This is a genomic window from Paenibacillus sp. J31R34 (genome assembly GCF_059383715.1).
On sequence record NZ_JBXENU010000001.1, the window covers coordinates 1,185,786 to 1,208,583 of the forward strand.

The 22,798-nt window shown below is 47.7% G+C and carries 20 protein-coding genes and 2 riboswitches; of the genes, 4 read left to right on the forward strand and 16 right to left on the reverse strand.

Going from position 1 to position 22,798, the window contains the following annotated elements:
• Window positions 1–58: 58 nt before the first annotated feature.
• The 3 genes from AC50YG_RS04885 to AC50YG_RS04895 all read right to left on the reverse strand — a co-directional run bounded on the left by AC50YG_RS04885 (window position 59) and on the right by AC50YG_RS04895 (window position 6,071).
• A complete protein-coding gene (locus tag AC50YG_RS04885; protein ID WP_494825077.1) occupies window positions 59–2,602 on the reverse strand; it encodes a diguanylate cyclase domain-containing protein in 2,544 nt (847 codons plus the stop codon).
• Complete coding sequence (locus tag AC50YG_RS04890) at window positions 2,595–3,191, reverse strand: biliverdin-producing heme oxygenase (RefSeq protein WP_494825079.1); 597 nt, start codon at window positions 3,189–3,191, stop codon at window positions 2,595–2,597. Before AC50YG_RS04890 ends, AC50YG_RS04885 begins: the two co-directional genes overlap by 8 nt.
• Window positions 3,192–3,374: 183 nt before the next feature.
• A complete protein-coding gene (locus AC50YG_RS04895) occupies window positions 3,375–6,071 on the reverse strand; it encodes a family 78 glycoside hydrolase catalytic domain (RefSeq protein ID WP_494825081.1) in 2,697 nt (898 codons plus the stop codon).
• Between the two features lie 146 nt (window positions 6,072–6,217).
• On the opposite strand from AC50YG_RS04895, the gene AC50YG_RS04900 reads away from it, so the two are divergent.
• Window positions 6,218–7,084, forward strand: a complete 867-nt coding sequence (locus AC50YG_RS04900; RefSeq protein ID WP_494825083.1) for a helix-turn-helix domain-containing protein — start codon at window positions 6,218–6,220, stop codon at window positions 7,082–7,084.
• A gap of 45 nt (window positions 7,085–7,129) precedes the next feature.
• On the opposite strand, the gene AC50YG_RS04905 is transcribed toward AC50YG_RS04900, so the two are convergent.
• On the reverse strand, window positions 7,130–7,717 hold the full coding sequence (locus tag AC50YG_RS04905; protein ID WP_494825085.1) for a TetR/AcrR family transcriptional regulator: 588 nt from the start codon (window positions 7,715–7,717) through the stop codon (window positions 7,130–7,132).
• A 156-nt stretch (window positions 7,718–7,873) separates the two neighbouring features.
• Between AC50YG_RS04905 and AC50YG_RS04910 the strand changes: the two genes are divergently transcribed.
• Window positions 7,874–9,076, forward strand: coding sequence for an MFS transporter (locus AC50YG_RS04910; RefSeq protein WP_494825087.1), 1,203 nt, complete (start codon window positions 7,874–7,876; stop codon window positions 9,074–9,076).
• 28 nt (window positions 9,077–9,104) lie between these two features.
• On the opposite strand, the gene AC50YG_RS04915 is transcribed toward AC50YG_RS04910, so the two are convergent.
• The 3 genes from AC50YG_RS04915 to AC50YG_RS04925 form a co-directional block, all read right to left on the reverse strand.
• Window positions 9,105–9,263 (reverse strand): hypothetical protein, encoded by a 159-nt coding sequence (locus AC50YG_RS04915; protein ID WP_494825088.1) that lies wholly within the window; start codon window positions 9,261–9,263, stop codon window positions 9,105–9,107.
• A gap of 49 nt (window positions 9,264–9,312) precedes the next feature.
• Window positions 9,313–10,434 carry a GNAT family N-acetyltransferase gene (locus tag AC50YG_RS04920; protein ID WP_494825090.1) on the reverse strand — a complete coding sequence of 374 codons (1,122 nt, stop codon included), beginning with the start codon at window positions 10,432–10,434 and terminating at the stop codon, window positions 9,313–9,315.
• A gap of 145 nt (window positions 10,435–10,579) precedes the next feature.
• Window positions 10,580–10,661: riboswitch (ZMP/ZTP riboswitch) on the reverse strand.
• Window positions 10,662–10,717: 56 nt separating this feature from the next.
• On the reverse strand, window positions 10,718–11,416 hold the full coding sequence (locus AC50YG_RS04925) for an SDR family oxidoreductase (RefSeq protein WP_494825092.1): 699 nt from the start codon (window positions 11,414–11,416) through the stop codon (window positions 10,718–10,720).
• Window positions 11,417–11,791: 375 nt separating this feature from the next.
• On the opposite strand from AC50YG_RS04925, the gene AC50YG_RS04930 reads away from it, so the two are divergent.
• Both AC50YG_RS04930 and AC50YG_RS04935 read left to right on the forward strand, forming a co-directional pair.
• Window positions 11,792–12,169 (forward strand): BlaI/MecI/CopY family transcriptional regulator, encoded by a 378-nt coding sequence (locus AC50YG_RS04930; RefSeq protein WP_341282671.1) that lies wholly within the window; start codon window positions 11,792–11,794, stop codon window positions 12,167–12,169.
• Window positions 12,166–14,352 carry a M56 family metallopeptidase gene (locus AC50YG_RS04935; RefSeq protein ID WP_494825094.1) on the forward strand — a complete coding sequence of 729 codons (2,187 nt, stop codon included), beginning with the start codon at window positions 12,166–12,168 and terminating at the stop codon, window positions 14,350–14,352. Before AC50YG_RS04930 ends, AC50YG_RS04935 begins: the two co-directional genes overlap by 4 nt.
• An 81-nt stretch (window positions 14,353–14,433) precedes the next feature.
• Here the strand turns inward: AC50YG_RS04935 and AC50YG_RS04940 are convergent, their stop codons facing one another.
• The 9 genes from AC50YG_RS04940 to hisA form a co-directional block, all read right to left on the reverse strand.
• Window positions 14,434–15,609, reverse strand: coding sequence for an MFS transporter (locus tag AC50YG_RS04940; RefSeq protein ID WP_494825096.1), 1,176 nt, complete (start codon window positions 15,607–15,609; stop codon window positions 14,434–14,436).
• 188 nt (window positions 15,610–15,797) lie between these two features.
• The gene (locus tag AC50YG_RS04945; RefSeq protein WP_494825321.1) at window positions 15,798–16,853 is read right to left on the reverse strand and encodes a Rieske 2Fe-2S domain-containing protein; all 1,056 of its coding nucleotides are present in this window, start codon (window positions 16,851–16,853) and stop codon (window positions 15,798–15,800) included.
• 84 nt (window positions 16,854–16,937) lie between these two features.
• Window positions 16,938–17,498 (reverse strand): phosphoribosyltransferase, encoded by a 561-nt coding sequence (locus tag AC50YG_RS04950; protein WP_494825097.1) that lies wholly within the window; start codon window positions 17,496–17,498, stop codon window positions 16,938–16,940.
• Window positions 17,499–17,605: 107 nt separating this feature from the next.
• Window positions 17,606–17,708, reverse strand: a riboswitch (purine riboswitch).
• A gap of 431 nt (window positions 17,709–18,139) precedes the next feature.
• On the reverse strand, window positions 18,140–18,622 hold the full coding sequence (locus AC50YG_RS04955) for a MarR family winged helix-turn-helix transcriptional regulator (RefSeq protein ID WP_341282667.1): 483 nt from the start codon (window positions 18,620–18,622) through the stop codon (window positions 18,140–18,142).
• Between the two features lie 190 nt (window positions 18,623–18,812).
• The gene (locus tag AC50YG_RS04960) at window positions 18,813–19,871 is read right to left on the reverse strand and encodes an alkene reductase (protein ID WP_494825098.1); all 1,059 of its coding nucleotides are present in this window, start codon (window positions 19,869–19,871) and stop codon (window positions 18,813–18,815) included.
• 157 nt (window positions 19,872–20,028) lie between these two features.
• On the reverse strand, window positions 20,029–21,261 hold the full coding sequence (locus AC50YG_RS04965; RefSeq protein ID WP_494825100.1) for an aminopeptidase: 1,233 nt from the start codon (window positions 21,259–21,261) through the stop codon (window positions 20,029–20,031).
• A 110-nt stretch (window positions 21,262–21,371) separates the two neighbouring features.
• The gene (locus AC50YG_RS04970; protein WP_473755503.1) at window positions 21,372–21,572 is read right to left on the reverse strand and encodes a hypothetical protein; all 201 of its coding nucleotides are present in this window, start codon (window positions 21,570–21,572) and stop codon (window positions 21,372–21,374) included.
• A gap of 80 nt (window positions 21,573–21,652) precedes the next feature.
• The gene (locus AC50YG_RS04975; protein WP_494825102.1) at window positions 21,653–21,931 is read right to left on the reverse strand and encodes a DUF2277 domain-containing protein; all 279 of its coding nucleotides are present in this window, start codon (window positions 21,929–21,931) and stop codon (window positions 21,653–21,655) included.
• Between the two features lie 97 nt (window positions 21,932–22,028).
• On the reverse strand, window positions 22,029–22,793 hold the full coding sequence (gene hisA, locus AC50YG_RS04980) for a phosphoribosylformimino-5-aminoimidazole carboxamide ribotide isomerase (RefSeq protein WP_494825104.1): 765 nt from the start codon (window positions 22,791–22,793) through the stop codon (window positions 22,029–22,031).
• Between the last annotated feature and the right edge of the window lie 5 nt (window positions 22,794–22,798).

Genomic DNA, 22,798 nt, shown 5'->3' on the forward strand with positions numbered 1-22,798 from the left:
AAAAAGAACTTGATACTCGGATCAAATTCTAATTTTTATTCATCATCCCAGTTAAAGATTAGCGCTCCAGCACAACCCGGTTTTTTCCCGCTTTCTTTGCTTCGTAAAGCGCCGATTCAGCTTTAGCCACCAGCAGCAAATCGTCATTCAACTTTGATGGCGCCATAATGGCAGCTCCGATACTGACGGTCACAAAACCATTCATATCGCCATTGGAAATCGGCAGCTGCATCGCCCTCACACCGGAAAGAATCTCCTCCGCAATGCCCAAGACCCGCTCCGCATTCGTATTTTCCAGCTTTAGCAAAAACGTGCCGCCGTCCAGTCTACCCGCAACTGCTTCTCCTTGTTTGCCCATCACGGAAAGCAAATCGGCAATATATTGCAGACAAGAATCACCAACGCTAAAGCCCTGCAGCGCATTATAAATACGGAGATCATCGATGTCTACCATTAGAAGCGCCACTTCATGTTTTTCTGCCACCGCATGCCCCACATCTGCAGCAAGCTCTTTATATAGGGCTTGCCGATTAGGCAGCTCGGTTAACGGATCGATGGTCGTGAGGGTTTCCAACTGCGATTTCATATCCGAAAATACATTTTCCAAATTGGCATCCGTCTCATGCTCTCTTGCAATTGCCATAATCGAATGCTCTCCCGCATATACGACGGATACAAGCATAAGCTCCAGGCCAATGATCTGTCCATCCGCTTTGTTCATTCGACTATGAATGGTCGCTACGTTCAGCGTGTCCTGCTCCAAATTTTGAAGCTGCGTTTCTAGCTCTGCCTGCGAGCTTTCATGAACGAAAGTCATAAATGCTCGCCCCATAAGCGATTTCGCCGTTTCTTCCCCGAGCAACCTCGCCGCCTGGCTGTTCGCATATACAAATTGTTGATCGGTCAAGGTGAAAAATGGCACTGGCGAGGCTTCCATAAGCTGGATGTAGCGCTGTTCGTTTTTTCGAACGATGGCGGAATTATGCATCGCTAAATATTGGGTTTGACGCAGCTCCTCCTCCGTATGCCTCATGACAATGCTCTTAAGCTCCGGAAGCATGCGCAGCTCTTGCTCAGACCAGGAAAGCGCTGTTGATTCAACGACCTGCCGCCATTTTTCAAACGATTTTCGCGGTGACAAACGAATGCCATCTTCATCCTGAACGACAGCTTTTGCCGGATCACCGGCCCAATGAACGACTTGCAGCTGCTCCGGTCTCAACCAAATAATGAAGCTCTCGTGCCCCGGAGACAACGCCAAATAAAGGGCACCTGATGCGATATCCTTATAGTTTTTGGCAGGGTCAAATACGGTGCTCAGACGGGAAGTCTCATACACATGGTCCTGCGATTGCTCAGCAAGCCATTCGGCAAGCACCTTCACCTGCGGCACTTCGGGGGTATCTCCAAGCAAAAGCCATTTATCCTGGTAGCGGACAGCTGCACCTGTAGCGTTCATCAAATTCAGCAGTAGAGACTCCTCCTGCTTTAATTGATCAATAATGCGTACCGCATTATGATCTCCTACAAAAACGCTGGCCAGCTGAGAAGCCCACTTCCGCAGCCTAGCCTCTCGTTCGTATTCATCAAGCTGCTGCCGCTGAAACAATTCACTGGAAAAAAAGGAGCCGAGAAAATTGCACAAATTGCGGACGCGATGAGAAATATATTTGCGCGAATAATGATGGCAAGTCATTAATCCCCATAGCTGATTATTATGAATAAGCGATATGGTCATCGTGGCCCCCACGCCCATATTCTGCAAATATTCAATATGCAAGGGCGATACACTCCGCAAAACAGACAAGCTCAGATTAAGCGGCTTGCCTGATAGCGGCTGTGTGGCGGGGACAATTTCCACGGGAGCATAGCCTACATCTACAATGACCCGCAGCCAGTTTCTTAAATACAGCTCCCGCGCCTGCTTTGGAATATCCGAAGCGGGATAATGGTGGCCTAAAAACGACTCCAATCCGTTATCCTTGGACTCGGCAATGACCTTTCCATTCCAATCTTTATCAAATTCATAGACCATAACCCGGTTATAATCTAATATTTTCCTAATTTCTTCAGCAGCGATCTGGCTTCCTGCTGCTCGGCTGTCTGCCTGCTTAAGCTTTCCGAAAAAATGGCGAATCCAGCCAAAATCATCATGCTCCGGCGCCGTATCTTCTGATACAGGCTCCAATTCCACGATGACAAGCCCTTCACTTTCATGCACAATACAGAAAAAGTCGGACGGTTTCCCGCCGACTTCAATCGTTACATTTAAATAATTCAAGTCAGATGTGTTAGAGGCTACCAGCTCTCGTTCCAAAATCTCCCTGACACAGGATTGCCCAATTAGCGCTGACAAGGAGCTTCCGAGCAATTCCTCTGGGGATCTGCCCAGCATATCGTTCGTGTTCCGGCTGCATTGTACAATTTCGTTGTTTGCATCCAGTATGGCTGCTAGCAGTACACCATGCGGCTGAATGTAACCCGGAATATGTATGGGTTCTCTATCGCAATTCGTCAAGTCTAACGCTTCTTGGGTGATAAAGTCCTCACCTGTCAATAACGTGCGGTTCAAGGCAGGTGAATCGCTCTTTCTGTTAAGCATTAAACCAAACCTCCAGAGTCAAAAACGTTTGCTTCGCTGACTCAACGACTTGATTGGCTTCTTCTTCCGATAATACAGACTGCGTGACAAATTGGCTGAACTCTGCCCATTTTGCCCGAGTTTCAGAACCATAGGCGTTAAAATAGGCCGTTCCCTCACTTACATCCTCTGTAAGCGGCAAAAATTTGCGGACCTGCTTCGTAATAATTTGGCCGCCCATTGTAGAACCTTCAATGACGTACATATAACCTAGCACGGCAGCGACAGTAGCAAGCTGTGGAAGCTGCTCGCATTCTGGAAGCTGCTGCACCTGCTCCTCACTTAAACCAAGTACAAGCAAATCGCGTTCCAACAGCGGGGATTTGGCGCGGTTTTGAATAAATTCACCAAGCTCCTGTACGTTTTGCGCTTCTGATAGAGCAGCAATATGGCGTTCAACAGGCTTAATAAAACCGTAAAACTTCTGTAGGTAAAGGGAGTAGTCCGTTACGTTTAAAGTTTGATTCATAATGGCTTTGGCAAAGCGGTTGTCTTCGATCTGCTTGTGATTTACAGCAGTCTCTTCCTTCAATCGAGCCATGACGTTCATATGGGCGTTCACTCCTATCCATTTATAGGCTGTCAGCATAAACATCGCTGTGCTTCACGCTGAAAATATGAGTTTTCATCGTATAATCAATACATAATTATAACTGAGAAAATCAATATAATCAAAGTGTTTCTCCATGGATTTTTGTAACAACACCTACTCGCCGGCCATTATAACAACCTATCAATGGCCGTCGTAAGTGAAGTGATATTGTCCGGAGCCTAGCGCAAGCGTGACGCTACCCGCTTCTTCATGAATCGCGGTTATACCCGCTGCTTGCGCAAGCGCAATTCCATTTTCAAGCACATGGGCCGCCGTTTGCACTCCTGGTAGCTTGAGCGTTGCATGGGCATTGCCTGGCACGGTCACCTGAATTTCCATTCGACCTGCCTCATTGCGGCACCAGGAGGAAACAACCATTCCGTACATCGTCATAAGCCTCGCTTCGGCCCATGTCAAACCCGGACCCGGCTGCGGGCTGATTTTCACATGCTTGAATCCCGGCTGCTCCTCATCTGGCTGAATGCCAGCCACGTAGCTGTACAGCCATTCTCCGATTGCGCCATAGGCATAATGGTTGAAGGAGTTCATATCCGCGCTCCAGAAGCTGCCGTCCTCCTTGATGCCATCCCAATGCTCCCAAATCGTCGTGGCGCCTTTCGTAATTTGATAGAGCCAGGATGGATAATCCTCCTGCAGCAGCAAGCGATAAGCTAAATCATTGCGCCCAGCTTCGCTAAGCACAGGATTTAAGTACGGTGTGCCTACAAAGCCTGTCGTCAGATGGTCATTTTGTTCCTTTAACAGCTCCGCAAGCTTATACTCCGCCTTCTCTTTCGCCGTCCCCGACACGAGGCCGAAGCGCAGCGCCAGAACCTGCGCCGTTTGTGTCGGAACAGACAACCGCCCGGACGGGGTTAGAAACTCATGCTGGAATGCGGCAATAATTTTCTCATGCCATGACGCAAGGCGTTCCAGCTCCGCTGCCTTCCCTAATGCTTTAGCCGCTTTGGCAACGAGCGATACCGAATATGCGTAATAGGCCGTTGCAACAAAATCCCTATCCGTTGCCCCGACATAGCTGTCCGCCTTGGAATCAAGCCCGAGCCAATCACCAAAGTGGAAACCGGTATTCCACAAATAAGGATCGCTGCCCTGCTCAAAAATATACTGAATCCATTGGTTCATGCTGTCATATTGGGCCTCCAGCAGCCTTGTATCGCCATACGCTTCATACAGCGTCCATGGACAGATGACCGCCGCATCACCCCAGGCCGCAGAGGAATGGCTCGTATCCCCCCAGCCTTCGGAAAACTCAGGCTTCAGATTAGGGATGTAGAACGGAATGCCCCCTTCTGGCGTCTGGTCGGCTTTCAGATCTAGCAGCCATTTAGTGAAAAATGGGGCAACATTCATCACATACGAAGCTGTTCGAATGAACATCTGTGCATCTCCCGTCCAGCCAAGCCGCTCGTCGCGCTGCGGGCAATCGGTCGGCACATCGACAAAATTGCCTTTTTGTCCCCAGACGATATTATGATGCAGCTGGTTCACCTTGGCATCCGAGCATTCAAAAAAACCTGTACGCTCCATATCCGAATGCAGCACAATGCCACTGAAAGCTTCAAGCTTGATTGGCGCTTTAAACCCTGTCAGCAACACATAACGGAAGCCTTGAAAGGTGAAATGCGGCTCAAACGTCTCCTTCCCGTTCCCTTTCAACGTATACTGGATGCGCTGCTCGGCCTTGCGAATATTGCCCATATAGAAATTTCCAGCCTGATCCAGCACCTCGGCATGCTGCAATTCAACCACATGCCCGGCGGCGCCTTCGACCTCGAATTTCACCCATCCGACCATGTTTTGGCCAAAATCAAGCACCGTATCGCCCTCAGGCGTTTGGAGCACAGCAATCGGCTTAAGTATTTCAGCCGGGCGAACAGGTTCATTTACCTGCTGGGTTATAATCGATTTAGAATGTGTAATGATTTCAACTGATTGCCAGACGTCTGAATCGGTCGCTTGCCCACTATGCCACTCCAACTCCAGCCGGGCGTCGTAGCGCTCTCCATGATACATTTCGGACATCAGAATTGCGCTTCCCGCCGCTTGCCAATCGCTGCCTGACACGACAACGTCCTCCGTGCCGTCCTCATAGCCGATATGAAGCTGGAAGAGCAGCGCCGCGCGCGAACCATAGGTTTCTTTTTCCTGCGTCCATCCAAGCTCCCCTTTGTACCAGCCATTGCCGAGCAGCGCGCCAATTGCATGCGTACCAACTCCCAACTGATCCGTTACATCGTACACCTGATATTGCAGCCGTTTGCCGTAGCTGGTCCACCCCGGTGTAAAATAGTGGTCGCCAATGCGATTGCCATTCCATTGCAGCTCATACATGCCTAGCGCCGTAGCGTAAATTCGGGCGCTTTTGACCGGTTTTTCAACGGTGACAAAGGTTCTGAGCAGAGGACAGCGCTCCGCATCCTCATCCCTCGCAGCCAAAACGGATGGTGCGCTAATCCACTCCGCCGTCCACCGGCTGTAGTCCATGAGACCGGTTTCAAAATACGCCGTTTCCGACCAATCACTGCCTTCCAAATGCTGCTCGTGGACCCACACCTTTACCCGGTAAAAATAACGCGTGCGCGCTTGCAGCTCAATTTGATCCAGCACGACATGAACGGATTGACCGGAAGCGTTCCGGCCAGAATCCCATAAAACTTGCCCGAATTCTGGCTCCAATGAAACTTGCAGCTGGTAGGCCTGCTGCTGAATGCCTCTTTCCTCCGCTTGAATTTGCCAGCTAATTCTAGGATGCAGCACATCTATACCAAGCGGATTTTTCAAATATTCACATCTGACTTTTACGATCTGGACCATGAGGCGACCTCCTCTAATCAGGAAAAGCTGCTGTTCATCACTTACCCTGTTATCGTATAATTATAGCGTCCATTTCTATAAAAAATCCTTGTGAAACGGCCAAAATATCCCGGTCATTCAGCCATCCAATTAAAGGGGAGCATGTCATGAAGAAACCTGTGCAGTGGTTTAAAGGCGAGCATTTTTTTGGCAATCAGCTTCTGATTTTTGTTAATCGCTGCTCAGAGGATTTCAATGTCCCCCTCCATGCCCATGATTTTATAGAATTCAGCTTTGTTGCTGAAGGAAAAGGCTTTCATCACATTGGAGACGATATTGTTGCCGTGAGCAAAGGACTATTTTTCACCATACCGATCGGCGTTCCCCATGTATTCAGGCCTTCTTCATCGGATCGATCCGAGCATCCGCTCATCGTATATAATTGCTTATTTGCGCCGCAGCTGCTGCTTGCGTTGTCCACCTTGTTCAACGATCCGCTGCTGGAGCAATATTTAGATGAGCTGCAAAATAAACAAGTCACCTATCATTCGATTCAGGATCGCGATGGCTCAATTGAAAAACTGCTCGTTGCCATGCATCAGGAATTTTCCTTCTCGGCAGCGGGAGCGAGCACTTATCTAAACACGCTTCTCCTGCAATTGATCATTACCCTTCACCGACTGCGAAGCGACGATCGCCCGTTGATCATAAAGGATGTCTCCCACTTCAACATGCTCGTTCAATTTATGGAGCAGCATGTGCATGAAGAATTGACACTCGCGAAGCTTGCCACAAGGTCCGGCTGGAGCGTCCGGCATTTGCAGCGGCTGTTTCTCCAGCACACCGGACAAACGTTTGGAAACTATTTGAACCAACTGCGCATACAAAAAAGCTGTGAGCATTTGCGCTTAACACAGCTTAAAATTAGTACGATTGCCGAAATGGTCGGCTATAGCCACATTGATTCGTTTAATGCGCTTTTCAAGAAAAGAGTCGGCCAGACGCCGGGCCAATATCGCAAGCAATTTAGATGAGACTGAGCGATTACAGCAAGCTTTTCATCCCATTGTGCTGGCAGTCTACTCCACCCTCTCTTGTTTGATTCCTTCGAAAGCGCCCGTTATTAAGGATTTAATGATGCTGTCCTCCAGCCCGTCCCCTGTAACTAGCAAGCGATAAAAAATCGGTCCATAAAGCAAATCAATACCCAATTCGATATCCAGCTCCCGCTTTAGTTCCCCGCGCTCTACCCCTCGCATGAGCAGCTGCCTTGCTTCGGAGCGGCGCGGACGGACATATTCCTCCCGCAGCGCGACTGCGAGCTTCGCATCAAATTGCCCCTCTCCGATAATTTCCGTAATGACCGCTCCTTCACGACTCGTTAAAAATCGGGATAAATTAGTCGCATGCAGCAAAACATCTTCATATACAGTACCCGTATCCGGTATCGGCAGCCTTGCCGATATGGCATACATAAAACCCGCCATTACAACGGCTCCTTTATTGGGCCACCATTTATAAATCGTAGCTTTGCTCACCTGTGCCTGCTCGGCAATTTTCTCAACGGTAACGCCGCCAAATCCGATTTCAAGCAGCAGGTTGTAGGAGGCTGTTAAAATAGCACGCTCCGCTTCAATGTTGCGAGGTCTCCCTCTTTTTGTATGCAATGGTCATAGCTCCTTTTGTGGACTTTCTTTACATTATATAAAATTTTGGGCACGTTGAAAAAAAACATTTTAAATACTGTACGTATAGTATATAATATAGCCATAAAGAAAAAAAGGATTGACACCTCCATTTGAACGGAAAGAAGGCAGGTTATTATGAACAACTTACGGTCCAAGGACAAATCCATTCCGAACTGGCTTATGTTTCTTCTTGCCGCTGCTTGCGGCCTCATCGTGGCAAATCTTTATTATGCCCAGACGTTAATCGGGCCGATTAGCGCCTCCATCGGAATACCGCTAGGGGCAGCAGGGTTAATTGTAACGCTAACTCAAGTCGGTTATGTTATCGGTCTACTATTTATCGTCCCGCTCAGTGATCTGATTGAAAATCGCCGCCTAGTCATCACCTCATTAGTTGTCGTCATTATCGCGCTAATCGGAACTATATTCGCCACTCATACAGCGACCTTTCTAGCCTCTGCTTTATTTATAGGAATAGGCTCGGTTGCTGCGCAAATTCTCGTCCCCTATGCCACTTTTCTGGCAGCGGAGGAGCAGCGCGGACGTGTTGTGGGCAATGTGATGAGCGGTCTGCTGCTAGGCATTATGTTTGCTCGTCCTTTAGCCAGTCTCGTGACGGAATACTTGGGCTGGAGAGCCGTTTTTATTTTATCTGCTATCATGATTACAATGCTCGCAATTGTTCTATCCCGTGCGCTTCCACAGCGGAAACCAGCACCATCCCTCCAATATGGAGCATTGATTCGCTCTTTAGGCTCGCTGTTGAAAGCAACGCCTATTTTGCGTCGCCGCGCCTTTTATCAAGCTTGTTTATTTGGCTCCTTTAGTTTGTTTTGGACCGTCATTCCGCTGCGTTTATCTGAATATTTTCATTTAACCCAGCAAGGCATCGCTTTATTCGCTCTTGCTGGTGTAGCAGGAGCCATAGCAGCACCTATTGCCGGCAGACTAGCTGATCGTGGCTTGACTAAATTACTGAGCGGCATCGCGATTGCGATTTCTGCCCTTTCCTTTTTAACTGCCTATCTCGTGCGCGGGGATTCTTTCGCCGCTCTGGCGTTACTGCTGGTTGCCGCTATCGTTTTGGATATGGGAGTGTCTGGAAATCTCGTATTGGGCCAGCGCGTTATCTATTCGCTAGGCAGTGAGATGCGGGGACGCCTTAATGGTCTGTTCATGTCCATTTTCTTCATCGGCGGAGCCGTGGGGTCCTTTTTGGGAGGATGGGCCTATGCTTATGGCGGATGGGCTTTAGCTTCCCTGATCGGTATCGCTCTGCCAGTGGTTGCCTTTCTCTATTACTTAACCGAGGCAAAGCAGTCATCAGGGAATGCATAAGCCTTCCTGCTTGGTATAAAGAAGCTCTTTATAGTGGATAATAACTTAATTGCTCATTATTTGTCTGCTTTTTGACTGCGTTCCATAAAGAATCATGCTCAAATACACCGGGAATAAAAATAAGGGGAAGCGCCGCTTGAACCCATCTTGCATAGGCAAGTCGAGCGCTTCCTTTTTGTGTACCCATAACCGTTCCCCCTCCGGAGGCCGCTCTAGCATTCCCCCTTCATAGACGGTTACAGCTTTTTCTCATATAAATTTGCGCTCCAGCCCTCTGCATCGTATCTGCCGCATAAAGTCAAGCCTTGGCTGACATAAAAGGCGTTAAGTGACGGATTTGCTGCCATGCAATCGAGACGCATCCAGGATTTTCCACGCCCACGAATATAGGCTTCCGACCAAGCGAGCAGTTGACCGCCAATACCTTGCCCCTTGATGCTGCGCGCTACAGCCAGCCGATGCACATAACCGGCATCCGTATGATATTGCTCTCCCCAAATCGGCTCGTCATCCCATTCGACCGAAAAACAGCCCGCAAGCTCGCCCTGCAGGTAAGCGACGAATACTTCTTTTTCCCTAATAAATCTCTCCAAATATGCCATTGTAAAAGAATCCTCGCTCCACTGGCGCAAGCCCTTCGCCTCATATATCCAGCGGGCTGCTTCCTTGTATAAACGAAGCATCGCTTCCAGATCATCAGATGTAGCCTGTTTCATTTCAAGCTCGGCTTTTGAGGCAGACACTGCCAAGTGGAGGCAGTTTTGCCCTTTCTCTTCATGCCAATCATATTCAATAATAGCTGCTGTTTGCTCAGCCCGCCCCTGACCATGCAGCCTTGCCACAACATAAAGTGCAGCATCCATGCCAGCCGTCACTCCTGCGGACATGACGATTTTTCCGTTATCCACATAGCGCACGTTCTCAACAATCGTCACACTGGAAGGAGCAAGCTCACGCAGCAGATCAAGCGCCCGGCGGTTCGTTGTAATCCGCAGTCCATCCAGCAAATTAGCTTTGGCCAGCAGCAGCGCTCCTGTGCATACAGATAAAATAAGCTCAGCTTGCTGTGCCGTTTGGCGAATCCAGCTCGTAAGCTTCTCATTATGAATCTCCGTACGCGAGCCCATGCCACCAGGAACGATTAATAGATCAGGCACAGGACAATCCTCGAAGCTATGCGCCGGTGTGATCGCAATTCCGCTAAGCGTAAGCAAAGCTTTCTTCGTCTCGCCAACCGTGTATACGTTAAAATCTCGGTCCTTTCCACTTGAGATGGCGAATATATCGAATGGACCAGCAAAATCAAGTGTATCCACTCTCTCATAAACTAACACTGCTACATTTCTCGTCTGCTTCATTTTGCCCTCTCCTCAAGCGCAAACGGCTGTCGCCGTCCTCTGGTGGTAAAGCTAACGTTTCGCGGTGAAATATAAGCGGAGTATAAGGGGGAAACTTATACATTCTTATATTTTAAAATAGAAAAGTATTTGGTCAGATGACCAAATACTTTGCCCAGGCGAACGGCTGCTATGATATATGCGCTCCCCCGTAGTGCTCTACGTTTTCGCCAGTTACGCATACCAAATAATTAATGCTAGTATAGCTGATATCCGTTATTTGTCAACAACCAATTCCGACTTTCTATATCGGCATTGAATTTCCTTCATGATCAACGAACATAAAGCGGCCGTCCGGCGTGCGGCGCTGCTCCAATAGCCCAATAATGCCGCGCGCGCTATGGCTCGCATCCAGCGGTGCCTCTCCACCGCCCATATCCGTCCGCATCCAGCCGGGATGAATACTGAGCACCTGAATGCCCCGCTTCTGCAAATATACATGAAGCTGCTGCGTGAACATATTGAGCGCTGTTTTGGATATCGCATACGGATAATCCCCTGGATAAGCATGCGTAATGCTGCCCGCTTCAGAAGAAATATTAAAAATGGCAGCGTCCTTCTCCGTTAATAAAGGCAGCAAATGCTTCACGACACGCATAGGCCCATATACATTAATATCCATCGTCAGTGCCACTTCCTTAAAATCCAACTGTTCGATGTGTGTATTTCGAGAATTGAGAATCGCTGCATTATTGATGATCGCTCCAAGGCTCACATTCTGCTCCTTCAATTGTGAAGCAAGCGTTGCAATGCCTTCCTCATTTGTGACATCCAGCTCCACAAGTGATAGCCGCTCACCATATTTTTCCGCAAGTGCCGACAGCTTCTCATTAGGCTCATTTGGCGATCGAACACCCGCAACAACCGAATGTCCGCGCTCCAGCGCCTCGCTCGTCAGCTCATAGCCAAGTCCTCGCCCTGCTCCTGTAATTAAAATGTTCATGCTAAACCAGCTCCCTCTAATCAATTTCTTTTCCGAAGGAAGCTTCCGCTTCCTTAAGCGACTGCTCTAATCTGCAGCGCAGCTGCGACATCCATTCCGGCTCATTATGCCACGTCTCCGCTATCGCCCGCCTTAACAGTCAACCGTACAGAGCTCAGTCTCTTGCATTACTGCAATCGTTTCCAGAACAATGAAGCCATTGTCCTTCAAATAAGCGCTAAATGCAAGCTCCGCTAGCGTATTTGCCTTATTTTTCTGTCTTTACAGGCCTTACTTCGGAGATCACGATTTATTCTTGACACGTTTCGTTTACACTTGTAAACTTTAAATATCGTTTACAGGTGTAAACAAATAAAATAAAGAAGGGTGAATACGATGCACGAGTCCCCACACATTACCGAGGCCGAAAGCGAAGTGATGAAGCTCCTCTGGCAAAAGGAGCCTTTGTCCGCCAGTGAGATTATTTTCAAATTAACCCAACAAATGCATTGGTCAGACCAGACGATTAAAACCTTCCTGAATAGGCTTCACAAGAAAAAAGCGATTCGATTCGAGAAGTCCGGCCGGAACTACCTCTACTATCCGCTGGTTTCGCATGATGAATACTTAAAAGCCGAGAATCGTTCATTTCTGAATAGAGTTTATAAGGGAGCAGTAGGGATGATGTGCGCGAAATTTCTCGAAGAAGAGACACTATCGGATAAAGATATTGAGGAGCTTCAACAAATATTGGAGAACAAGAAGAAGCTATGAAGTATCTGGAAACAGTCTTTTCTCTTCTGTTCACTGCGTCAGCGGTATCGACGATAATCCTATTCATACTACTCTTGATTAGGAAGCTGTTCCAAAAGCACCTTAAACCTAGAGTTATCCATATATTGTGGTTTATTGTGTTAATTAAGCTGCTGGTTCCCATTGCTCCCCAGAGTCAGTTAAGCTTGTTTAATGTGCTGCCGCAAACGTTCCCGCTGGAATGGAATTCAGTTCAGAAGAGTACGCAGCTCACTCCCTTTACTAAGATCGGCACTGACACGGAAATTAATTCCAATGATATGGATATAAATAAACAGCCTCCCAAGTTCAACACGAACCAAGCAGACGAAACAGAATCTTCAGTCGCAACACGTTCTTCTCAAGACCATATTTCAGAAAGCACGCATGGAATGACTTGGCTATCGATAGGCTCGCTTGTATGGCTTATAGGGCTTCTATGCTTGGGTGGATATTACCTGTTTAGCGTGCTGATTTTCAGGAAAATAGTCGGAAACTCAGTGAAAATCGAGGAAGCTGAAGTACTCATGGCTCTTGAGACGTGCCAACAGAAGCTGAACATAAAAAAAAGAATATACGTCTATGAAACAAGCCATCTTCGTAGCCCTTGTCTTTATGGTTTATGGAAGCCGCGGATTTATTTGCCCGAGGATATTAGCACGATCGCCGATTCAAACCAGCTAACGCATATCCTGATGCATGAACTCATCCACTACAAACGTAAGGACTTATGGTTCAACTCCCTGTGGACTCTTTCCGTAGGAATGCATTGGTACAACCCTTTGGTGTGGCTTTCCGTAAGGAAGATGAAAGCCGATCAGGAGGTGGCCTGCGACGCGCGTGTTCTTGAAGCACTGGGCGAGCATGAAGCTTTGTCCTATGGCAGAACCTTACTCATGCTGTCGCGTTTATTTGCCCATTCCCCCTCTTCTCGGGTCAACCTATCGTATTTTGGGGACAACAAAAATGAAGCAAAACGGAGAATGATAATGATCGCCAACTTTAAAAAAGGTTCGTACAAGCTCTCCGCCGCTGCTATTCTCTCGGTTATTGTCTTGAGCGCCATCTTGCTTACCAATGCATCGGATCCAGAGAAGGGTGCCGAGCTCGCTATGGTTACTCAAGCAGCAAACCCTAGTTTGGATCTATATCCTATGTACAACGATTCATTCAGATGGTTTCATAGTCTCGACCGGGCACTCGATTTTCCGAAATATAACTTTAAAATACCGGATTATCTTCCTGAAGGTTATCAGTTCGAGAATGTATTATATTCTAAAAATTTCACCAGCGCCAACGATGACGATCTTATTGATGTAGCATCCTTTACTTTTGTATCTAACTTTGGCAAAAAAAACAAACAAATTATAGAAGTCAAAGCTTCTATGGGAAATGGCAATTTGTTGGAGCACAATCAATTACGGGGGGCGGCTCAATATCCCCAAAGTGCAAACGAGACTCCTCAGTACCGACAGGAAACGATGACGATCGGCGATGTCAAAGGCACTTTATTCACGGATAATAGACGCGATAAGCAAAGGCCAGAAACGGGTACAAGCTTCTACTGGCAGGATGACAATATATGGTACGCAATCGATTATTATAGCGAGTATATTTCGCAAGAAGAGCTCACAAAAATGGTGAAATCCTTTGTTATACCGCAAGAAGCTAAGCATGTCCGCTACGATGGAGCTGGAAACTCGTTTCCTCTTTATGATGAAAAGGATTTGCTTGCGGCGGAAAACATTCTCGACTTTTCGGTGAAAATCCCTTTGGAATTGTCGGGGCTTAAGCTGAGCGGTTCGATATTACTTAGGGCCGGCGATCAGAATACGGAGTATGCGTTCAGACAAGCGACCGACGCTCTATGGACAACCTATCGCGCATCGTACGATTCTTCAATCTATAATATAGAGGATACTTTCTCGCTTTATCAGAGCAAGGAGCCGCTTTTCGACACATCCAAGCTCACGCTCACTCGGAATCTGGAGATAAATGGCGTCGCAATTTCGGCTTATGAAGACAAGAACCAAATCTACGTATCACCTACGACGCCTTATTACTTGTGGAAGCAGGACAATATTTATTATACTGCCGTTTTCTCTGGTATGGACAAGTACCAGGAAGACAACCTGAAAGCTATGATTTCGGCTCCAAAGAATTAGCCCTAATGGCGAGAGCGGATGCTTTCGGAAATAGCCCGAAGTAGCAAGCCCCGATTGGCTTCCGGGCATCTGCTCTATTTTTTATGAAGGAATCATTTCTCCTTCTTGGTTTACCGGCCCGTCAGAGCGGGGCTCAAGCTGCCTGCGCCTTGCCGTAAAACCGACCAGTGCAATAAAGCACAAGCTGAACATCAACAAATACAACCGGTTGACGCCCCAATGCGCAATGACCACACCGCCCAAGGCACTGCCGATAATGCCTCCAATGCCGGAAGTAAGTGCCACAAATAAGGTCTGATACGTCGCTTTGGCATAGCTCGGCGCATAGCGGTTAATCACCTCAACCGAAGCGCTTGCCATGAACGCAAAGGCGATGCCATCAAACAGCTGCACGGCAAGCACCAGCCCCACCTGAGTAGAGAAAGCCATAACGAGGCATTTCAAGCTATAGCATAGAGCCGCCAGCATCATCATTGGAATTAAGCCAAAGCGCCTATGCAGCTTAACCGCGAACCAGAACATTGGAACCTCAATAATGGCGGCAATGCTGTAGGCTGCCCCAATCCAGCCTTTATCAAAGCCTGCCTCCTTGAAGTAAATCGGGAGGAAGTTAAAATTAATCGCAATCGACGTAGCGATGAGAAAGCTGAACAGCACAAAAGTCAAAAAGCTTTGGTGCTTCAAGATTTGCGAAGCATGCTGCTTCAAGGACACTTTAGCTCTCATCACAGCCTTATATGGGACGGTATAGAACGTAACGAGCGCCAATACCATCAACAGAGCGTAGCTAATAAAGCTGGCGCCATATCCGATTTTTCCATACACGAATCCGGTAATGAACGAGCCGAGCGCAAAGCTCAGCGCACCCCATAGTCTTATGCTGCCAAAGGAGAAGCCTTGGCTGTTAGCGATTTCAACCGTCAGCACATCGCTCAAAGGAGCAGAGGACGATTGGAACATGGCATAGAAGAAAGACACCAGGCACAGCGCAAAGACCGTATCAAAATAATAATAGCCAAAAGCAAATAAAGGCATGAGCAGCAGGCATAGCAGCACAATACGTCTGGGGTCAGATAATCGATCATTTAAAATCCCCATAATCGGCTGAGCGAGGATGCCTGTAAGCGAAAGCATCGACAAAATCAAGCCAATGCTTATGAGGCTAATCCCCTTCTCGCTTAAATAAATGCTAATGTACGGACCAAAGGATGACGCAGCCAAATAATAAAAGAAATAATAAAGACTCAATTTTCTCAAGTTGTCATCTCCAAAGTCGGCATCAAATCTCATTCTCTATTACTTTATCATTAGCAGCAGCGGAAAATCTGCTTTCTTGCTCAAAAAAGCACAATCGCAAATGAACTCGCCACAAAACAGGAAAAGAGCCAGCCCCCAAGGCCAGCTCTTGTTTCCTACTCGATAACAAATCTTATTATATAAAGGTATTAAGATGTGTAGTTTTTGCCAAGACCCAGCTCGGTCAACAGCTGGCGGTAAGCAATCGAGGTCCGGTCTGCCGGAATATGCGCTTCTGCCTGAAGATTGAGCGGCAAATCCTCCGGTGTCTGTGCTTCGACCATTTCGGCATCCTCTTGGAACACCTTTAGGTTAAAATCAATCGTATCTTGAATCGGAGCAGTTTTATCAAAATTACGCGATATTGGGCAGAAAAGCCTTGTATATCGGGCCGATACCGGAGATGCGCAGTTTAAAATATTTAATTTCCCCTCATCTGGAAAATATACGGTGAGCGATGCTGCGAACGGCGGAAATACACGGAATTCACGCAGCCACATAAAGTCATCAGGTGCCGGATTATCCTGTCCCTTGCCATAGTTGCTGACGGTGCTCCAATATTCCGCAAGCAGCTCCTGCCCTTCCCGCTTTACCTTATATTGCGGCACCTCGGTGTTGTTGCGGTCGCCGAACGTTTCCGTATGCACATAAGCAAAATGCGACACATCCAGGAAACCTTCCATTTGGCGTCCAGCAGAACCAGCAATATCAAAGCTCGGCGGCAAAATATTTACGTAATCGGGATCATCCCAGCGGGGGAATGCCGGAATATTTTCCTCCAAGGACATCAACGACGTCCAGATCAGACCATAACGCTCTACGGCCGGATATGTGATGAGCTTTAGTTTAGGAGAGATACGCGAATCGGGATGCGCGGGCACCGCCGTGCATTTGCCTTCGCAATTGTAGCGGAAACCATGGTACGGACACACGATTTCGCCATTTTCAATCCAGCCCTTGCTTAGCGGGGCTCCGCGGTGAAAGCAAAGGTCACGGGCGACGACAACCCGGTCGCTGCTGCGGTAACAGACGAGCTTCATATCAAGCAGAGTTACCGCAACCGGCTTATCTGCAATCTCGCTTGCAATCGCGATCGGATACCAATATTGCGCCAATACATGCCAATCCTCAGGGGAAAAGGTACAATTCCGCGGCAAATCGCTTTCTTCTCTTTTTTTAGCTGCCGACTTCGTGTTTTGCTCCATAATTGTCATATTGTCCACCTCTTTATCGTAATTAACCGCTTTGACTAAAGCGTGTATGGGCTCCCTGTTTATACAGCGTAACAATTAAACTTGGCTAAGAATGCATACCGGAACGTTCAAGTCTTCCTCCAGCTTGCGGTAATGCTCACCTTTGGCTATAATCGCATGCACGCCGACGAGCTTGACGCCCATCGCTTCCATTTGGGCAGCAATCGAGCGAATCGTTGCACCGGAGCTGATTACATCATCAACGAGCAGAACATGGTCGCCTGCCTGAAAGCCGTCAAAGCAAATGCGATTTTCGTTGTACGCCGTTTCGCGCTTAGCCTCCAAATGAATATCTTTATATAAATCTGTGCTCAGCCTTAAAATGTTAATCGGCTTCAGCAGCTTATATGCCGCAAGCATCCCCCATGTGTGACCTCCGGGCTCTGGCGATACGATATAATCGTAATCCTGAAAATGCTCCTGAATGCTCTCCGCCAAATTATCGGTAATTTCATTTATAAGCTCCGGTGCAATATACGTTCCCCGCTCTCCGAACGGATAAAGTTTGAAGTCATAAAAGGTATCCTTCGTTTTCTGAATTTTGACCGTTCTGGCATTAGCAATGGAATCGGACAGTCTGGTGTTTGTAAGGCTCATGCGCTTCTCTCCCTTAAATTTCTCTAATTAAAAACCCCAGACTTAAGAGACTTCAGCTTCATTTCCCTGCTACAATCAGCCCTAGGGCATTGCTAAACAGGAAAATTTAGTCGCTTTCAGTCTCTTGTAGCCTGGGGCAATTCACGGTTGCCTGTAGAAACGCCCATTCCTTATTAATGGGCTTATACAAGAGTAATGCTTTTATGATTTAATGTTAGTTTATCTAACATTAAAGGTTTTAATTATAATAGCACTACCCTTTTTCACTGTCAATAACGAATTTATTGTTATGTTATCTATCATGAAAATACTAGAACTGTCTTAGCATGGCTGGTCGTCACTAAAAAAATGCTCGCCTCGCAATTGCAGGCAATGAATGCATGGGGATTGTCTCATATCGAGCATCTAAACGAACTATATGGAGAGACAAGTCAAGTCAAGTCAAAAGATGAAGCAATCTACAAGCATATTGAACGTAACTAAGCAACAAAAAAAAGCATGCTCCGTAACTAGCATGCTCTTTTTAATGCGCCAATCTCCTAAATCTCTATTTCTTGGCTAAAATTTGCCGTACACGATCGCTGACTTCATTGCGAGAAATGCAGCACGATAGGGAATTTCGGACCTGCGTCATGACGGCATTATATTTTACTTTCCATGTTAGCTGAAATCTTTTGCGATAAAGAGATTAACAGCTCTTTTTCTTGCTCCGAAAGCCCTTTCGACGTTATCCTTTCCATTTCTGTCCAAACGGCGGTGGACTTCGCTACAAGCTCGCGGCCCACTTCAGTTAGTTTTACAAGCGTAACACGCCCGTCCTTTGGCGAGCGTGAACGAGTGACCAATCCCGCATCCTCCAGGCGTCGAACCGATTTGGCCACTGTCGAATGGTCCAGTCGCATGGTGAAGCCCAGACTTTGTTGCGATTGCTCATCCTGCTCCCCTAACTGCATGAGCATAATTTCCTGGCCAGCGTACAAGCCTATGTCGCGTAGTAAGTGTGCAGCCAAACCCCGATGGGACCTGGCTAGGGAAAAGATAGCAAAATTTATTGGGAACCGTTGAATCGCTTGCATTTCTTCTTTGGGCAATCCTTCGGATAAACCATTCTCAATCCCATCCATGTTTAACTTAACCTCCTGCAGTTGCTTTACTGATTATTCAAGGGTAGTGGATAACCCCTCGATTGTAAAGATGCAGTTGCTTAACATGGTCTGTTTTTGGCTTTATTTGACGAATTAAAAAGTTCAAGCCACACCATAGTCCGTCACTTATAAAATGGCGTAAGCCATACACATCCATTTAGATCTGAATTCAATTCATTGCAGGGTAATCCGTGTAGCCGCGTTGGTCACCACCATAAAAGGTGGACGGATCAGCTTCGTTCATAGGACCGCCTGCTTTCAAACGTTCCACAAAGTCAGGATTGGCAAGCGCCCAAGTGCCTACCGATACGATATCTGCAAAGCCTGCATCAACGTCTCGGCCTAGTTCCTCCAGAGGGCGGCTCGGACGATTAACCATAAGCACAGTCGGCCAAGCTGAACGAATTTCACGAAGCGTCTCTTCATTGCCGCTATGCAAGACATGAAGATAAGCCAGGTTAAGTTTGGCAAGTTCTGAAATCAAGTATTTGTATACTTCCGGCCCTTTATCGCCTTCAACAAGGTCTCCCAGTGGAACTCCAGGAGAGATACGGAAGCCTGTACGCTCAGCTCCAATTTCTTCTGCTACGGCTGTTGCTACTTCAATGGCAAAACGTGCGCGATTTTCAATCGATCCGCCATACTGGTCTGTTCGTACATTTGCATTCTCTGAAATAAATTGATGAATCAAATAACCGTTTGCCCCATGAATCTCCACACCATCCGCTCCAGCCTGAATGGCGGCTGCGGCTGCCTTGCGGAAATCTTCAACGGTCGCCTTGACATCTTCAAGGCTTAACTCGCGCGGAACGGGAATATCCTGCATTCCGGTTGCAGTAAACATTTGTGCCTTGGGTGCAATGGCAGACGGTGCAACCGGCTGGCGATGATGTGGCGTGTTTTCCGAATGCGACATGCGCCCCACATGCATTAATTGAATGACTAAATATCCGCCAGCTTGGTGAACTTCATCAGCTATCTTCTTCCAGCCTGCTATATGTGCAGCGGTATAGATACCCGGTGTATACAAATAACCTTGGCCATCCTCTGAAGGCTGCGTACCTTCGCTGATGAGCAGGCCCAGTGAAGCGCGTTGCGCATAATATACCGCACTAAGTTCTCCCGGTGTCCCGTCATGAAGTGCACGGGATCTAGTCATGGGAGCTAAGGCCAGGCGATGCTCCAAATTTAAGTTACCGACTTTTATAGTATTCCATAACTTTGTCATTTTTAAAGCCCCTTTACTTTATATAGTTGCCGACCACATAAATATATCATAATAATATGTGGTCGGCAACTATATAAAATTCTAAATAGTCTATCGTTCAATACAAAAGGAGCGACCCGCATCGGGGCCGCTCCTTTTTGCTTTAGAATATTGAATATTAGATTGCCCAGTTGCCATCACGGAAAATAGGCTCCGCTGATCCGTCCTGCGTGATGCCGTCAATGTTCATCTCAGCCGATCCGATCATAAAATCCTCATGCACAAGACTTCGATTCGCCCCATGTGCAAGCAGCTCCTCAGGCGACATGGACGTACCGCCGGCCAGATTGACCGGATAAGCCTGCCCCAGCGCCAAATGGCAGGAAGCATTTTCATCATAGAGGGTATTAAAGAAAATGACGTTCGAGTTGGAAATCGGCGAGTTGTGTGGAACGAGTGCAACTTCGCCGAGCTTCGCTGCTCCTTCATCCGTTCCCACCAAATGCGATAACGCTTCGTAGCCCTGTTCAGCCGAATACTCCGTCACCTTTCCAGCCTTAAACGTTAAGGAAAAACCGTCGATAACCTGACCATTGTAATTAAGCGGCTTAGTACTGCGAACCGTGCCATTTACGCCATCCTTATGCGGCATCGTAAATACTTCCTCAGTCGGCATATTCGGATTGAACAGCACGCCTTTGGCATTTGCCTTAGCTCCGCCCAGCCAGATGTGGCCTTCTGGCAAATCTATCGTTAAGTCCGTACCCGGCGCCTGATAGCGAAGCTGACGATAACGCTTGCCATTAAGCAGCTCCACCACTTGCAGCAGCTTAGCGTTATGCTCGCTCCAAGCTTGAATCGGGTTTTCCAGACCGATGCGTGTCGCCTCAATAATTCTCTCCCAAAGCTTCTGCACCGCTTCCTCTGGCGATACATCCGGAAACACCTTAGCTGCCCACTCAGGTGTCGCGTAAGAAATGAGCGTCCATGCGTTCGAATGATTCATCAGCGCAGCGCGATAACCGCTGAGCGCAGTCGAAGCGGCTTTCGTTGCTGTCGCAACTCGGTTGGAATCCACACCATTCAAAAGCTCTGGGTTCGGCGAATAAATGGTGATAAACGCTGCTCCTTGCTCGACATACCCTTCCCAGGCCGTAGCGCGCCACATTGGATATTCGCCAAAAGCCTCTTCCGGCGCCATTTTGTACTTAATGCGAGTAAGCTCCTCATCGTTATACTCCACTTGTACATGCTTGGCTCCCGCTTCATAAGCCTTGGCGGCAATCAAACGTGCCAGCGGTGCCGCTGCTATCGGAGTCATGAGAACGACCGTCTGCCCTTTTTGGACATTGACACCTGTTCTAACGGCCAATGCCGCATAATTTTCTAATTGCTGCTGTGTTGGATTCATATGTAAAATTCCCCTTTTCATCAGGATAATGTGTACCGCACATTTGTAAAACAATCGCGAACTTACTTTCATTATAATCCTCTTTACAGCTGATCTCAAATGCGGCTAATCTAACGCCGTTCCACAAGCTTTAGCAATTTTTCCGCAAGCTGAGACGTCGAACAGTCGGCAAACACCTCAACAGAAAAGGAGCGATTATTAATCGTGAGGCTGCGAATGTCTTTTTTGACAATTCCCATCCATACGGGCGAGTGCCATGTTTTGCGGCAAACTAAATAACGGTTCCCATCAGCGACAACCTTCCATTTCATACGCGAATCCACTCCTATATTTCAAAAAAGGAGATAGAGGCACAATCACAATTCCCCCCATCTCCTGCTGATATATGCTTCTATTCGTTGCCTATGCCAAAACGTTTGGTTGATTTGGCACGGGCACGCTCTATTTCAATTTCGCGATTGCGCGGCTCGGCATTCGTCACAAGCGAATCCATCAGCTTTCCCGCTGCTGCCGCGACTTCTGCAACAGCAATTCGAAAAGCTTCCTCATTTGCTTTCGATGGTGCGTTATAGCCGGATATTTTGCGTACAAATTGCAGCGAAGCCGCCATAATTTCGTATTCCGTTGCTGGAGGGTCAAAGTTAAACAAAGGCTTAATATTTCGGCACATTTTCATTCTCCCCTTGTCGTTGATCGCTTGCTATATAAGTTGGACGATTGATTAGCATGAGGGTGATGGTCATCACTGCCCCATTGCTTTCTTTCGTTCAACCTATATCGCTCTGGCAGTAAGCAACAACCTGCTCGTAAGGCAATGCGCCTCCGTAAATATCCAATGCGCTGCCGATCGTAATATCCAGCTTCCCGCCAGAGAGGCTCTTGAACAGCTCTAAGTCAGCCAGCGAACGAGCGCCGCCCGCATAAGTACAAGGAATTGTAACCCATTCTGCCAGAGCTTTCACTAAGCTTTGCTGGATGCCGCTCTGCTTGCCTTCAACATCAACGGCATGTATGAGAAACTCATCACAAAATTGCTCAAGCATTCGAATGTTCGCCTCATTCACTTCAAAATCACTGAACTGCGTCCATTGGTTCGTCACCACATGCCACTTGCCATCACGCTCTTTGCAGCTCAAATCGATTACTAATCTGTCTTTGCCAACCTCAGCGACGATTCTTTCTAGGTTTTCTCGGTTGAGCTGTCCATTGCTGAAAATGTACGAGGTTACAATAACATGCGAAGCGCCTTGCGCAAGGTAGTGCTGCGCATTGCCTGCATTTATGCCCCCGCCAATTTGCAAGCCGCCCGGATACGCCTGAAGCGCGCGAACCGCTTCCTCTTCGTTGCCGCCGCCCAGCATAATGACATGTCCGCCAACGAGCTCGTCCTTCTTGAACATCTCGGCATAATAAACGGAGTGATGGCTGGAAACGAAATTTTCCACGACCGCCTGCTTGTCCGTACTGAGCGTCTCTCCAACGATTTGCTTCACTTTCCCATCATGCATATCTATACAAGGTCTGAATTTCAATGTGA